Source organism: Enterobacter sp. Y17 (assembly GCF_019730495.1).
Classification (GTDB): Bacteria; Pseudomonadota; Gammaproteobacteria; order Enterobacterales; family Enterobacteriaceae; genus Enterobacter; species Enterobacter asburiae_B.
Genome location: NZ_JAASKP010000001.1, coordinates 403,302 through 417,102 on the forward strand (window position 1 = coordinate 403,302; position 13,801 = coordinate 417,102).

A 13,801-nucleotide genomic window follows, 5' to 3' on the forward strand; every position below is an offset into this window, starting at 1 on the left:
CGTGCGCCTTTATTTTTTGAGTGTATGGCGTCATGAAACGTTCTCTTATTTTATCTCTGAGCGCACCCTTCGCTTTTATTCTGGCAGCCTGTGCGCCTGAACATGCCACGGTGTCTCCCATTAAAACGCAAACCGCTGCGGCGTCGGTGAATACGGTTCTGAATCATCAGGACTGGCCGAAGAATGAGTGGTGGAAAGCGTATAACGATCCCCAGCTTAACGGGCTGATTGCGAAAGCGTTGAGCGATGCGCCGGATATGCAGATTGCCCGTCAGCGCATTACGCTTGCCGAAACCCAGGCAAAAGCCGCAATGGCCGCTGACGGTCCGCAGATTGATTTTTCCGCCGATGCGGAACGCCAGAAAATGTCCGCCGAAGGGCTGATGGGGCCTTTCGCCCTTACCGACCCGGCTGCAGGCACCACCGGGCCGTGGTACACCAACGGCACCTTTGGGCTGACCGCAGGCTGGGATCTCGATCTGTGGGGAAAAAATCGCGCCCGGGTCGAGGCCCGGATTGGCAAAGTGAATGCGCAAAAAGCGGAGCTGGAGCAGACCCGCCAGCTGCTGGCCAGCAGCGTGGCGCGGCTCTACTGGGAGTGGCAAACTCAGGCCGCAGCGGGGGAGGTTCTCGCGCAGATCAAACATGAGCAGGACAACATAATCGGCGCCGATCGCGAACTGTATCAGCACGGGATCACCTCCTCCGTTGAAGGGGTGGAAACCGATATCGACGCCAACAAAACCGAAGAACAGCTGGCAGAAGTCAACGGGAAGATGAAAGCCGTTGAGGCGCGTCTGGTCGCGCTGACGAATTCTTCCTCCGTAACGCTTACGCGGCATGCGCTGCCGACGGTTGACGCCGCGCTACCGCCGACGCTCGGTTATGAACTGCTGGCACGCCGTCCGGATCTTCAGGAGGCGCACTGGTATATCGAAGCCTCCATGAGCGAGGTGGAGGCCGCCAGAGCGGCTTTCTATCCTGACGTGAACCTGATGGCGTTCTTACAGCAGGATGCCCTCCATCTGAGCGATCTGTTTCGCGCTTCAGCGCAGCAGATGGGCGTGACCGCCGGGCTTACGCTGCCGATCTTCGACAGCGGCAGGCTGAACGCCAGCCTGGATATCGCCCAGGCGCAGAACAATCTCTCGGTCGCGAACTACAACAAAGCGGTGGTCGAAGCGGTCAATCAGGTGGCGCGCACGGCCAGTGAAGTCGAAACGCTGACGGCGAAGAACCACCATCAGCAGCAGGTTGAAAAAGATGCGGCGCGGGTTGTGGCGCTGGCGCAGGCGCGTTTCAGCGCGGGGATCGTTGCGGGCTCGCGGGTCAGTGAAGCCAGGATCCCGGCCCTCAGGGAAGACCTCGCCGGATTGTTGCTGAAAGGCCAGTATGTCGACGCCACGCTGCAGCTGACGTCGGCGCTGGGCGGCGGCTATCATCATGGCTAAAAATGGTCATTATCTATACTTACCTCTTTGCAGTTTTTCAGGAGGTGAGTATGACCAGAGTAGCGATAGTGACCGCATCGGATTCCGGGATTGGTAAAACCACGGCGCTGATGCTCGCAGAGCGCGGGTTTGATATTGGCGTCACCTGGCACTCGGATGAAAAAGGGGCGCTGGAAACCTGCCGCGAAGTTGAAGCGCAGGGGCAGCGCGGAGAGGCTATCCATCTTGATTTAAGCACGCTGCCGGAAGGCGCAAAGGCTATTGAAACGCTGATTGCGCGTTTTGGTCGGCTGGACGTGCTGGTTAACAATGCCGGAGCGATGACCAAAGCGCCGTTCCTTGAGATGCCGTTTGACGACTGGCGGAACATTTTCACCGTCGACGTGGACGGCGCGTTTCTCTGTTCGCAGATTGCCGCCCGGCAGATGGTGAAGCAGGGGGAAGGGGGGCGGATTGTGAATATCACCTCAGTACACGAGCACACGCCGTTGCCGGAGGCCAGCGCCTACACGGCGGCAAAACACGCGCTCGGCGGGTTAACTAAATCCATGGCGATGGAACTGGTTAAGCACAACATTCTGGTGAACGCCGTCGCGCCGGGCGCCATTGCCACACCGATGAACGACATGGACGACAGTGAAGTGAAGGAAGGCTCAATGCCGGAAATCCCGCTGGCAAGACCGGGCCACACCAGAGAGATTGCCAGCCTGGTGGCATGGCTGTGCGACAGCGACGCCAGCTACACGACGGGGCAATCGTTTATTGTCGACGGGGGCTTTATGCTGGCGAACCCGCAGTTTAAGCCGGAGGGGTAGTTTTCCCTCACCCTAACCCTCTCCCAAAGGGAGAGGGAACTAAAAACACCCTCTCCCTTTGGGAGAGGGCCGGGGTGAGGGGAGGAGACCGCACTCACTCCTCATCCCGCGTCTTATCCCGGTGCTTCAGCCACAGCCTGACCCCGATCACCGCCGCAACCACCAGAATCAACCACGCCCAGTGCTTCAGGTGCTGGTCGAGATTATGCAGCCACGGGCCAATCACTTCGCCCCCGACGTAGCCGAGCGTCGTAAAGATCAGCGCCCAGGCTATCGCACCAAGAACATTGAGCGGCAGGAAAATTTTTGGCGGCAGATGGCTGGCGCCAATCAGTATCGGCCCGATAATGCGAAAGCCATACATAAAGCGCGTGCCGATGACGAACAGATAGGGATGACGTTGAATGAGCCGTTGAGCGCGGCGGATTTTCTTCTGATGCTTTGCGAAACGCTTAAGCAGCGTTGGCCCGAAGCGCAGCCCGAGAAAGTAGAGCAGCTGATCGCCAATCATTCCGCCGAGCGCGACCGCTGCGACGACCAGCGGGAATTTCAGCAATCCCTGATGCGCGGCGACGCCGCCTAACAGCGTGATGGTTTCACCTTCTGCCACGCTACCGACGACCAGCGCGGCATATCCATATTGTTCAATAAGTGCGTTAATATCCATTACGTAAATGTTATCTCCCTCAGCGTACCTCGTTTAATCATATACCCCATGAATCAACAGCGGGGAAATCAACGGAAATTTCCCACTGTACATAAAATAATCTAAAGCCTGCATTATACTTAAGGTATCGCTGACGGGCCGACAACAAGGGGGCGCTATGAACCATGTCTGGGGACTTTTCTCCCATCCCGATCGTGAGATGCATGTCATTAAAAGTGAGAACGAAACGGTCTCGCATCATTACACGCACCACGTGCTGCTGATGGCTGCGGTGCCGGTAATATGCGCCTTTATCGGAACAACACAAATCGGCTGGAACTTCGGTGACGGCACCGTGGTTCAGCTTTCCTGGTTTACCGGGCTCTATCTGGCCATCGTTTTTTATGGCCTGATGCTGGCGGGTGTGGCGGTAATGGGGCGTGTCATTCACTGGATGGCGCGTAACTACCCGCAACGTCCATCGCTGGCGCACTGTATGGTCTTTGCCGGATACGTCGCGACCCCGCTGTTCTTAAGCGGTATTGTTGCGCTCTATCCACTGGTCTGGCTGTGCGCGCTGATCGGTACTATTGCCCTCTTTTACACCGGATATCTGCTGTATCTGGGGGTTCCAACCTTCCTGAATATCAATAAAGAAGAAGGCCTGAGTTTTTCCAGTTCAACACTCGCTATTGGGGTGCTGGTGCTGGAGGCGCTACTGGCGCTGACGGTTATTCTTTGGGGTTACGGATACCGTCTCTTCTGAGTTCACTGCATTGCTGGCGTAAATGCCAGCAATGCAGCATCTGTTCACGATTATCCGCTGGCGACAACGCCCGGTGACCGCTATGATGCCGAAGCCAGCCTGTGTTTATCCGTTGATACAGGCGGTGTACGTCATGACGTGCGTGAATAATTATCAGAAGTCTCACCATGCTGAAATTCCGAGTCTCTTTACTTAGTCTGGCGCTGCTGCTGGGCGCGTCCGCTGCCGTGCCGGCCGTCGCTAAAACGCCCGCGGTGACCGCCGCTGCTGCTCAGCCGCAAATTGCGTCCGGCAGCGCGATGATTGTCGATCTCAACACCAATAAGGTGATCTACGCCAGCCATCCGGACCTGGTGCGCCCGATTGCCTCAATAACCAAATTAATGACCGCGATGGTGGTGCTTGATGCACATCTGCCGCTGGACGAAAAATTGAAAGTGGACATCAGCCACACGCCGGAGATGAAGGGGATCTACTCCCGCGTGCGGCTGAACAGTGAAATCAGCCGTAAAAATATGCTGCTGCTGGCGCTGATGTCGTCTGAAAACCGTGCGGCGGCGAGCCTGGCGCACCACTATCCGGGCGGCTATGACGCCTTTATCCGCGCGATGAACGCGAAAGCCAAAGCGCTGGGGATGACCAATACGCATTATGTTGAACCGACGGGACTGTCGATCAACAACGTCTCCACGGCCCGCGATCTGACGAAACTGCTGATTGCCAGCAAACAGTATCCGCTGATTGGTCAGCTCAGCACCACCCGTGAAGAGATGGCGACCTTTGCGAACCCGGCCTATACGCTGCCGTTCCGCAACACTAACCATCTGGTATACCGCGATAACTGGAATATTCAGTTAACCAAAACCGGCTTTACCAACGCGGCAGGACACTGTCTGGTGATGCGCACCGTGTTTAACGGTAAGCCGGTGGCGCTGGTGGTGATGGATGCCTTCGGCAAATATACCCACTTCGCGGACGCGAGCCGCCTGCGTACCTGGATTGAAACCGGGAAAGTGCAGCCCGTTCCGGCCGCAGCATTGACGTATAAAAAGCAGAAAGCGGAACAGATGGCGACGGCGCAGAACGACTGAGTCGTTTGTGCGCGCTGATGCCCTCACCCCGACCCTCTCCCACAGGGAGAGGGAAAAAACACTAAAAACGGTAACCCAGGTTACCGTTTTGCGTTTATTCCGGCAGCGTCCAGTCCCCATCGTTGAGCGAGCGCTGCATAATCACCGTATCCCGCCAGTCGCCTTTCTTATACCCCACGCTGCGCAGCTGACCGACAATCTCGAAGCCGTGCTTTTTATGCAGCCGCAGCGAGCCGGCATTATTGTTGCCATCGCCCACAACGGCAATCATCTGCCGCCACGGGCCTTGCTCGCAGCGGGCGATCAGCGCATCCATTAATGCCGAACCAAAACCGCGCCCGGTAATGCTGGCATCCACGTAAATCGACTCTTCCAGGGTATAGCGGTAGGCGTGTCGCGGGCGGTAAGGCGTGGCGTAGCAGTAGCCCACCACGATGCCGCGATACAGCGCGATAAGCCACGGCAAACCGCTCTCAGCCACGCTTTTCATACGCTGACGCATTTCGTCGATGGTAGGGGGGACTTCTTCAAATGACGCGCGCCCGTGCAGCACATGCCATGCATAGATGGCGGCGATGGCATGCACATCATCGGGAAGGGCATCGCGCACTTCCAGTTCGGTCTCGGATAAAACATCAACAGCCGACATGATGTGCCTGCTCCTCGTTATAGAAAGCCGGAGAAACGTTCCTCCGGCGTCAGACGGTTACTCTATTACGATTAAGGCGCGCTAAACAATCTCTCAAATTTGGCTATAGGAATTAATCAGACGCTTGCGTTACGCGCTGCTCCGCGTCCGCGCTCTCTTTCCAGTATTTCTTCCGCGTTGTTTTACCAATGCCGGGATTCATGCTGTTTGTAGGGTCATTCTCGCGATAAAACTGCTTAAGTGCGTCAGGGGCTTTATAAAGATGCCCGACGTTATGTTCCGCAGGATATTGTGCGCCGCGTTCACGCAGCAGGGCGAGCATCTGCTCCTTCAGTTCGTGTGCATCGACCCCTTTTTTGACGATGTAATCCTGATGGAAGACATAACACATAAAGTGGCCGTAATAGAGCTTATGCACCAGCTTGCTGTCGATTTCCGGCGGAAGGTGCTCAAACCACTCGGTGTCGTTACGTCGCAGGGCGATATCCAGCGCCAGAATGTCTTCCACCTCTTCCGAATGCACCGCCTGATAACGGATGGCGGCGCCTGCGGCGGCAAAACGGTGCAGGAACGCTTTGCTGCCCTCTTCAGGCGTACAGGCAAAGAAATCCCCTTCGGCGTTTTTGAAGAATTCGGTCAGCCAGGACTGCGCTTCGGCAATTCCGTCCCCGGCCATTTTCAGCAGCAGGTGGTGCTCGTACTTATCGCGCCAGGTTTTCATTCGCTCCGGCAGATGCGCCGGAAAAACGTTGCCCAGCTTCTGCATAAAGCGGTCGGTGAAGTGGGGTTTGAACAGCGACACCTTCTCCAGCATCGCGTCGGTGCGGCCCTTCATGGTGAAGAAGAACGGCATTTTGTCGGTGCCGAGCTTGTCGATCATCAGGAACGTATCTTTGCCGTAACGCTCGGCGATGTCGTAAATGTCCCGGTGCATGTACTCGCCCGCCACCGGCAGATGGGTGAATTCGCCCAGAATATGACGACGAATTTCGGTCAGAACCTCGGGCTGATTGGTGCCAATGTAAAACACCTGCTGCTTTTTCTCCGCCGGGAAAGTATCCAGACGCACGGCAAAAACGGCCAGCTTCCCGGCGCAGCCGGAGGATTCAAACAGGCGGTCCGGATCGGCGTTGTAGCGCGCCGGCGTATCGGCGTCGATATCCCGCACGCGGGTCACGTAGTCGTGATCGTGCGCATGACGACCGTCGTGCTGCACGTCTTCGTCCTTCACGCGATCGTCGTCGAGCTTGCTGAGGATCTGTTCCGGCGTCGCGCCGAGATCGATTCCCAGATGGTTCACCAGCGTCAGCTTGCCGTTTTCGTCAATACGGGCAAACAGCGACATCTCGGTGTAGGCCGGGCCGCGCTGCACCAGCGAACCGCCGGAGTTGTTGCAGATCCCACCGACCACCGAGGCGCCAATGCAGGAGGAGCCAATCACCGAGTGCGGCTCACGGCCCAGCGGCTTAAGCGCTTTTTCCAGGGAGTAGAGCGTCGTGCCGGGGAACGCGAGCACCTGCTCGCCTTTGTCCAGCAGGTGCAGCTTGTCGAGGCGCAGGGTGCTGATAATCACGATGTCGCGATCGTAATCGTTGCCGTTCGGCGTGGAGCCTTCGGTCAGGCCGGTATTGGCGGCCTGCATTAAAATAATCTTGTCGGCGGCGACGCATGCGCTCAGCACGCGCCACAGCTCCAGCAGCGTGCCGGGGAAGACCACCGCCAGCGCTTCGCCCTGACCGGAGCGGAAACCTTTGCGGTAGCGGGCGGTTTTGGCCGGGTCGGTAAGCAGGTGAGAGGAGCCAACCAGGCGCGACAGTTCGTTAATAAAAGTCGTGTTATCGTTTGTTCGAACAGAAGTCATCTTCCACTCCTTGTGGTGGGGCAAATTTCTCGCTGTAAAGCATAGCGCGATTAACTGTTAAGCGGTCGAGTATTCACGAGAAAAATCAGAGAATAACCCTGCAACGTTTCGAGGGTTTGTGGCACACTGCGCTTTTCGCACGGTATGGCCGAGATCGTCCGGCGGTTATTGATGAGAGAGTAAAACGACATGAAATGGCTATGTTCTGTAGGTGTCGCCGTCAGCCTGGCGCTGCAACCTGCGCTGGCAGAGGATTTGTTTGGTAATCACCCGCTCACGCCTGAAGCACGGGACGCGTTTGTCACGGAATTGCTCAAGAAAATGACGGTTGATGAGAAAATCGGCCAGCTGCGTCTTATCAGCGTCGGTCCGGATAACCCGAAAGAGGCCATCCGCGAGATGATCAAAGACGGGCAGGTTGGAGCCATCTTTAATACCGTCACCCGCCAGGATATCCGCAAGATGCAGGATCAGGTGATGGATCTCAGCCGCCTGAAAATTCCGCTGTTCTTTGCCTATGACGTGGTGCACGGCCAGCGTACCGTTTTCCCGATTAGCCTCGGTTTAGCCTCCTCCTTTAACCTTGACGCGGTGAAAACCGTCGGGCGCGTGTCGGCTTATGAAGCGGCGGACGACGGCCTGAACATGACCTGGGCGCCAATGGTGGACGTCTCGCGCGATCCGCGCTGGGGCCGCGGCTCGGAAGGCTTTGGTGAAGATACGTATTTAACCTCCACGATGGGGAAAACCATGGTGGAAGCGATGCAGGGCAAAAGCCCGGCGGATCGCTACTCGGTGATGACCAGCGTCAAACACTTCGCGGCCTATGGCGCGGTTGAAGGCGGGAAAGAGTACAACACCGTCGACATGAGCCCGCAGCGCCTGTTCAACGACTACATGCCGCCGTACAAGGCAGGGCTGGATGCGGGCAGCGGCGCGGTGATGGTGGCGCTGAACTCGCTGAACGGTACTCCTGCGACGTCCGATTCATGGCTGCTGAAAGACGTGCTGCGCGACCAGTGGGGCTTTAAGGGCATCACCGTTTCCGACCACGGCGCGATTAAAGAGCTGATTAAGCACGGTACCGCCTCCGATCCGGAAGACGCGGTGCGCGTGGCGCTCAAGTCGGGCATCAACATGAGCATGAGCGACGAGTACTACAGCAAATACCTGCCGGGGCTGGTGAAGAGCGGCAAGGTCACGATGGCGGAGCTGGACGATGCCGCGCGCCACGTGCTGAACGTGAAATACGACATGGGGCTGTTTAACGATCCGTACAGCCATCTGGGGCCGAAGGATTCTGACCCGGCAGATACCAACGCTGAAAGCCGTCTGCACCGCAAAGAAGCGCGTGACGTGGCGCGCGAAAGCCTGGTGCTGCTGAAAAACCGCCTCGACACGCTGCCGCTGAAAAAATCCGGCACCATTGCCGTAGTGGGCCCGCTGGCCGACAGCAAGCGCGACGTGATGGGCAGCTGGTCTGCGGCAGGCGTAGCCGATCAGTCCGTGACCGTGCTGACCGGGATTAAGAGTGCCGTGGGTGATAACGCGAAAGTGGTGTACGCCAAAGGGGCGAACGTCACCAACGATAAAGACATCGTCACCTTCCTCAACCAGTACGAGGAAGCGGTGAAGGTCGATCCGCGCACGCCGAAGGAGATGATCGACGAGGCGGTGAATACCGCGAAACAGTCTGACGTGGTTGTCGCGGTCGTGGGCGAAGCGCAGGGTATGGCGCACGAGGCCTCCAGCCGTACCGACATCACCATTCCGCAGAGCCAGCGCGATCTGATCGCCGCCCTGAAAGCCACCGGCAAGCCGCTGGTGCTGGTGCTGATGAACGGTCGTCCGCTGGCGCTGGTGAAAGAGGACCAGCAGGCTGACGCCATTCTGGAAACCTGGTTCGCCGGTACCGAAGGCGGTAACGCCATCGCCGACGTGCTGTTTGGTGATTACAACCCGTCGGGCAAGCTGCCGATGTCCTTCCCGCGCTCCGTCGGGCAGATCCCGGTCTACTACAGCCACCTGAACACCGGTCGCCCGTATAACGCCGACAAGCCGAACAAGTACACGTCCCGTTACTTCGACGAAGCTAACGGCCCGCTGTATCCGTTTGGTTACGGTCTGAGCTACACCAGCTTCAAGGTTTCTGACGTGAAAATGTCGGCGCCGACCCTGAAGCGTGACGGCAAAGTTACCGCCAGCGTCGAAGTGACCAACACCGGCAAGCGCGAAGGGGCAACGGTGATCCAGATGTACGTGCAGGATGTCACCGCCTCGATGAGCCGTCCTGTTAAGCAGCTGCGCGGCTTCGAGAAGGTCAATCTGAAGCCTGGCGAAACCCAAACCATCAGCTTCCCGATTGACGTGGAGGCGCTGAAGTTCTGGAACCAGCAGATGAAATACGATGCGGAACCGGGCAAGTTTAACGTCTTTATCGGGGTGGATTCCGCCCGCGTGAATAAAGGCGAGTTCGAGCTGCTGTAACCTTCCTCCCTTTGCATCCCCCGACTTCCGGGGGATGCGTCTTACCTTATGCTAAAAAGGCATTTTGCCGGGTAAATCCGCTGTTTTAAGCTACGCTTTTCTCTCAAGCCTCTGAAAAAGGCGATAAAAAAATGAGGATAGCGGAATGACGATTGCAAAGGGGATGTTGGGATCTGCGGTGCTGCTGGCGGCGCTAAGCCTGCCGTTACAGGCGGCGGAGCCGGTAAAAGTGGGCTCAAAGATCGATACCGAAGGCGCGCTGCTCGGCAATATTATTTTGCAGGTGCTGGAAAGCCACGGCGTGAAAACCGTCAATAAAGTTCAGCTGGGCACCACGCCCGTCGTGCGCGGGGCGATCACCTCCGGCGAGCTGGATATCTATCCGGAATACACCGGCAACGGGGCATTCTTCTTCAAAGATGAAAACGATCCGGCATGGAAAAACGCCAAAGCCGGGTATGAGAAAGTCAAAAAACTCGACGCGGAACAGAACAAGCTGGTCTGGCTGACGCCTGCTCCGGCCAACAACACCTGGACTATCGCCGTGCGCAAGGACGTGGCGGAGAAAGGCAAGCTGACTACGCTTACGGATCTCAGCCGCTATCTGAAAGAGAAGGGCGACTTTAAGCTGGCAGCGTCCGCGGAGTTTATTGAGCGTCCTGACGCGCTCCCTGCTTTCGAAAAAGCCTACAACTTCAAGCTCGACCAGGCGCAGCTGCTCTCGCTGGCGGGCGGGGATACGGCGGTAACCATTAAGGCGGCGGCGCAGCAAACTTCCGGCGTTAACGCGGCAATGGCCTACGGCACCGACGGCCCGGTGGCGGCGCTCGGCCTGCAAACCCTGACCGATCCTAAAGGCGTACAGCCGATTTACGCCCCGACCCCGGTCGTGCGCGAGGCGGTGCTGAAAGCCTATCCGGATATTGCAGAATGGCTCAAGCCGGTCTTCGAAAAACTGGATGAAAAAACGCTGCAACAGCTGAATGCCAGCATTGCCGTCGAGGGGCTGGATGCCAAAAAAGTGGCCGCCGACTTCCTGAAACAACAAGGGCTTGTGAAGTAACGGGAAAGGGCTGTGCCAATAAAATGTCATAACCGCGTACTGCTGCTGTTGGCCTGCGTGGCCATCGCGGCAGTCGCGCTGCCGTTTGTGAATGTCGCCCCTAACCGCCTGATGTCAGGGGAGGGGCGCTCTCTCTGGGACGTCTGGTCCTTTACGCCGTGGTGGCTGACGGCGGCGCTGGCCGCGTGGGTTGCTCTTTCATTCTGGCAAGGGCGCACGGCGCAGTGGCTGACGCTGCTCCTCGCTGAAGGGCTGTTTATCATCCTGTTCTGGGGGGCCGGGCAGGCGGCGACGCATATGGCGTCGGCGGAAAGCCCGCTGGCGAGAACCACGGTGGGCAGCGGCCTCTGGCTGTGGCTGGCGCTGTGTCTGCTGGCCAGCAGCGACGCCATTCGTCGACTCATCACCAGCGGCGTCTGGCGCTGGGTGCTCAACGCGCAGATATGGTGCATTCCCTTGTTCCTGCTGTTCAGCGGTGAGCTGAACAATCTCTCGCTGCTGAAAGAGTACGCCAACCGTCAGGAGGTGTTTGATGATGCCCTGGCGCAACACCTGACGATCCTTTTTGGCACGCTGATCCCGGCTCTGCTGATCGGGATACCGCTCGGCATGTGGTGCTATCGTCATCCTTCACGCCAGGGTGGGGTGTTTGCCGTGCTCAACGTGATCCAGACCATACCTTCCGTCGCGCTGTTTGGCCTGCTGATTGCCCCGCTGGCGGGGCTGGTGAAGTCATTTCCGGTGCTGGGTACGCTCGGCATAGCCGGAACGGGGTTAACGCCCGCGCTTATCGCGCTGGTGCTGTATGCGCTGCTGCCGCTGGTGCGCGGCGTGGTCGCGGGGCTGGGTCAGGTCGCGCCGGATGTGCTTGAAAGCGCCCATGCGATGGGGATGAGCGCGCGGCAGTGTTTCTGGAAAATTCAGCTGCCGCTGGCGCTGCCCCTGCTGCTGCGCAGCCTGCGGGTGGTGGCGGTACAAACCGTCGGCATGGCGGTGATAGCGGCGCTGATTGGTGCGGGCGGCTTTGGCGCGCTGGTGTTTCAGGGGCTGCTCAGCAGTGCCCTCGATCTGGTGTTACTGGGCGTGGTGCCCACGATTGCGCTGGCGGTTGTCGTCGACGCGCTGTTTGCCTTATGGCTCGCGCTGCTCAGGAGAAGAGCCAATGATTGAATTTCATGATGTCAGTAAAACCTTTGCCGGTCGCCCGGCGGCGAGCCACCTGAACCTGAACTTTGCCGAGGGCGCGTTTTCCGTGCTGATTGGCACCTCCGGCTCGGGAAAATCCACCACCCTGAAGATGATCAACCGCCTGGTTGAGCATGACAGCGGGCTGATCCGCTTTGCCGGGGAAGAGATCCGCAGCCTGCCGGTGCTGGAGCTGCGCCGCCGGATGGGCTATGCCATTCAGTCTATCGGCCTGTTTCCGCACTGGACGGTGGCGCAGAACATCGCCACCGTGCTGCAGCTGGATAAATGGTCGCGGGCAAAAATCGCTGACCGGGTGGAAGAACTCATGTCGCTCCTGGGGCTGGAGCCCGCGCTGCGCGATCGTTATCCTCACCAGCTTTCCGGAGGCCAGCAACAGCGCGTGGGCGTGGCGCGCGCGCTGGCGGCTAACCCGCAGGTACTGCTGATGGATGAACCCTTCGGCGCGCTGGATCCGGTCACGCGCGGGGCGCTGCAGGCGGAGATGACCCGCATTCACCGCATTCTCGGACGCACGATCGTTCTCGTGACGCACGATATTGATGAAGCTCTGCGCCTGGCCGACCATCTGGTGCTGATGGATCATGGCGAAGTGGTGCAGCAGGGCTCGCCGCTTGAGCTATTAACATGGCCGAAGAACGACTTTGTGCGCGAGTTTTTTGGCCGCAGCGAGCTGGGCGTGAGGCTGCTCTCCCTGCGGACGGTCAGCGACTATATGCGTCGGGAGGAGGTACCGGTGAGCGGCGAACCGCTGCAGGCGCAGATGAGCCTGCGGGATGCTCTCTCGGCGTTTGTCGCGCGCCAGTGCGAGGTATTGCCCGTCTCGGACTCCCGCGGTACGCCGTGCGGAACCTTACATTTTCGCGATCTGCTGGCCGGGGAGGTGACGCGTGAAGGCACTGCGTGATCCGCTCCTCTGGCTGGTAGCGCTCTTTGTCGCCTTACTGTTTCTGATGCCCCACAGCGCGGCGCTGTTTAACGCTCTTTTCCCTGGGCTGCCGCGGCCGGTTTATCAGCAGGAGAGCTTTATTAATCTCGCTCTGGCGCATCTCTGGCTGGTGGCGCTCTCAAGCGCCATCGCGGTTGTGTTGGGGGTTGGGGCAGGCATCGCGGTCACGCGGCCTGCGGGCAAAGAATTTCGTCCGCTGGTGGAGACGATAGCGGCGATTGGCCAGACGTTTCCCCCGGTGGCGGTGCTGGCGATAGCGGTGCCGGTGATGGGTTTTGGTCAGCAACCCGCCATTATTGCGCTGATTTTATACGGCGTATTGCCGGTGCTGCAGGGCACGCTGGCGGGCCTCGCGGCGGTACCGGCGTCGGTGCTGAGCGTGGCAGAAGGGATGGGGATGAGTCGCGGCCAGCGGCTGCGCAAGGTTGAACTGCCGCTTGCGGCGCCGGTTATCATTGCCGGGATCCGCACGTCGGTGATTATTAACATCGGGACGGCGACCATTGCGTCAACGGTCGGTGCCAATACGCTGGGAACGCCGATTATTATCGGCCTGAGCGGGTTTAATACGGCTTATATCGTGCAGGGGGCGGTGCTGGTCGCGCTGGCGGCAATCGTCGTCGATCGCCTTTTTGAGCGGCTGGCGCTGTACCTCAGCCGACACCGCCGCGAACAATAAACGAGTATCCTGCCAGCATCACGCCGCCGATACCGCTCACGGCCATCAGGACAAAAAGGGTAATAATGGCCAGTTTGGTTGCCTTCATCATGTGCTCCTGTTGTTAACGGAACAATTATACGGTGAAGCGCAGCTGTT

At 58.6% G+C, this 13,801-nt stretch carries 13 protein-coding genes; 9 read left to right on the top strand and 4 right to left on the bottom strand.

The window, feature by feature from the left end; all coding sequences use genetic code 11:
* Window positions 1-32 precede the first annotated feature (32 nt).
* Together mdtQ and HCH49_RS01815 are read left to right on the top strand one after the other, a co-directional pair.
* Entirely contained in the window at window positions 33-1,451 is a 1,419-nt protein-coding gene (gene mdtQ, locus HCH49_RS01810) for a multidrug resistance outer membrane protein MdtQ (protein WP_221702069.1), read from the top strand.
* A 50-nt stretch (window positions 1,452-1,501) separates the two neighbouring features.
* Window positions 1,502-2,266, top strand: a complete 765-nt coding sequence (locus HCH49_RS01815; protein ID WP_221702070.1) for an SDR family oxidoreductase — start codon at window positions 1,502-1,504, stop codon at window positions 2,264-2,266.
* A 94-nt stretch (window positions 2,267-2,360) separates the two neighbouring features.
* On the opposite strand, the gene HCH49_RS01820 is transcribed toward HCH49_RS01815, so the two are convergent.
* Window positions 2,361-2,933, bottom strand: coding sequence for a DedA family protein (locus tag HCH49_RS01820; protein WP_039263154.1), 573 nt, complete (start codon window positions 2,931-2,933; stop codon window positions 2,361-2,363).
* Window positions 2,934-3,090: 157 nt separating this feature from the next.
* On the opposite strand from HCH49_RS01820, the gene HCH49_RS01825 reads away from it, so the two are divergent.
* Both HCH49_RS01825 and pbpG read left to right on the top strand, forming a co-directional pair.
* Window positions 3,091-3,678, top strand: coding sequence for a Yip1 family protein (locus HCH49_RS01825; RefSeq protein ID WP_023312454.1), 588 nt, complete (start codon window positions 3,091-3,093; stop codon window positions 3,676-3,678).
* Window positions 3,679-3,845: 167 nt separating this feature from the next.
* The gene (gene pbpG / locus HCH49_RS01830; RefSeq protein WP_023312453.1) at window positions 3,846-4,769 is read left to right on the top strand and encodes a D-alanyl-D-alanine endopeptidase; all 924 of its coding nucleotides are present in this window, start codon (window positions 3,846-3,848) and stop codon (window positions 4,767-4,769) included.
* Window positions 4,770-4,863: 94 nt separating this feature from the next.
* Here the strand turns inward: pbpG and HCH49_RS01835 are convergent, their stop codons facing one another.
* On the bottom strand, window positions 4,864-5,418 hold the full coding sequence (locus HCH49_RS01835; RefSeq protein ID WP_033146016.1) for a GNAT family N-acetyltransferase: 555 nt from the start codon (window positions 5,416-5,418) through the stop codon (window positions 4,864-4,866).
* A 112-nt stretch (window positions 5,419-5,530) separates the two neighbouring features.
* On the bottom strand, window positions 5,531-7,279 hold the full coding sequence (gene dld, locus HCH49_RS01840; protein WP_064672831.1) for a D-lactate dehydrogenase: 1,749 nt from the start codon (window positions 7,277-7,279) through the stop codon (window positions 5,531-5,533).
* A gap of 189 nt (window positions 7,280-7,468) precedes the next feature.
* Between dld and bglX the strand changes: the two genes are divergently transcribed.
* From bglX to HCH49_RS01865, 5 genes are all read left to right on the top strand, one after another.
* Window positions 7,469-9,766, top strand: coding sequence for a beta-glucosidase BglX (gene bglX / locus HCH49_RS01845; RefSeq protein WP_033146014.1), 2,298 nt, complete (start codon window positions 7,469-7,471; stop codon window positions 9,764-9,766).
* Between the two features lie 145 nt (window positions 9,767-9,911).
* On the top strand, window positions 9,912-10,829 hold the full coding sequence (locus HCH49_RS01850; protein ID WP_221702071.1) for an ABC transporter substrate-binding protein: 918 nt from the start codon (window positions 9,912-9,914) through the stop codon (window positions 10,827-10,829).
* 12 nt (window positions 10,830-10,841) lie between these two features.
* Window positions 10,842-11,999, top strand: coding sequence for an ABC transporter permease (locus tag HCH49_RS01855; protein ID WP_214579552.1), 1,158 nt, complete (start codon window positions 10,842-10,844; stop codon window positions 11,997-11,999).
* A complete protein-coding gene (locus tag HCH49_RS01860) occupies window positions 11,992-12,942 on the top strand; it encodes an ABC transporter ATP-binding protein (protein WP_221702072.1) in 951 nt (316 codons plus the stop codon). The genes HCH49_RS01855 and HCH49_RS01860 overlap by 8 nt, the downstream gene beginning before the upstream one ends.
* Window positions 12,926-13,663 carry an ABC transporter permease gene (locus HCH49_RS01865; protein WP_033146011.1) on the top strand — a complete coding sequence of 246 codons (738 nt, stop codon included), beginning with the start codon at window positions 12,926-12,928 and terminating at the stop codon, window positions 13,661-13,663. The genes HCH49_RS01860 and HCH49_RS01865 overlap by 17 nt, the downstream gene beginning before the upstream one ends.
* Here HCH49_RS01865 and HCH49_RS01870 read toward each other — a convergent pair.
* Window positions 13,638-13,751: a protein YohO gene (locus tag HCH49_RS01870; RefSeq protein WP_008500895.1), complete on the bottom strand. Its 114-nt coding sequence runs from the start codon at window positions 13,749-13,751 to the stop codon at window positions 13,638-13,640. The genes HCH49_RS01865 and HCH49_RS01870 overlap by 26 nt on opposite strands.
* Between the last annotated feature and the right edge of the window lie 50 nt (window positions 13,752-13,801).

Coding starts and splice junctions, on each gene's coding strand:
- mdtQ (WP_221702069.1), top strand. CDS start 33: ATGAAACGTTCTCTTATTTTATCTCTGAGCGCACCCTTCGCTTTTATT.
- HCH49_RS01815 (WP_221702070.1), top strand. CDS start 1,502: ATGACCAGAGTAGCGATAGTGACCGCATCGGATTCCGGGATTGGTAAA.
- HCH49_RS01820 (WP_039263154.1), bottom strand. CDS start 2,933: ATGGATATTAACGCACTTATTGAACAATATGGATATGCCGCGCTGGTC.
- HCH49_RS01825 (WP_023312454.1), top strand. CDS start 3,091: ATGAACCATGTCTGGGGACTTTTCTCCCATCCCGATCGTGAGATGCAT.
- pbpG (WP_023312453.1), top strand. CDS start 3,846: ATGCTGAAATTCCGAGTCTCTTTACTTAGTCTGGCGCTGCTGCTGGGC.
- HCH49_RS01835 (WP_033146016.1), bottom strand. CDS start 5,418: ATGTCGGCTGTTGATGTTTTATCCGAGACCGAACTGGAAGTGCGCGAT.
- dld (WP_064672831.1), bottom strand. CDS start 7,279: ATGACTTCTGTTCGAACAAACGATAACACGACTTTTATTAACGAACTG.
- bglX (WP_033146014.1), top strand. CDS start 7,469: ATGAAATGGCTATGTTCTGTAGGTGTCGCCGTCAGCCTGGCGCTGCAA.
- HCH49_RS01850 (WP_221702071.1), top strand. CDS start 9,912: ATGACGATTGCAAAGGGGATGTTGGGATCTGCGGTGCTGCTGGCGGCG.
- HCH49_RS01860 (WP_221702072.1), top strand. CDS start 11,992: ATGATTGAATTTCATGATGTCAGTAAAACCTTTGCCGGTCGCCCGGCG.
- HCH49_RS01870 (WP_008500895.1), bottom strand. CDS start 13,751: ATGAAGGCAACCAAACTGGCCATTATTACCCTTTTTGTCCTGATGGCC.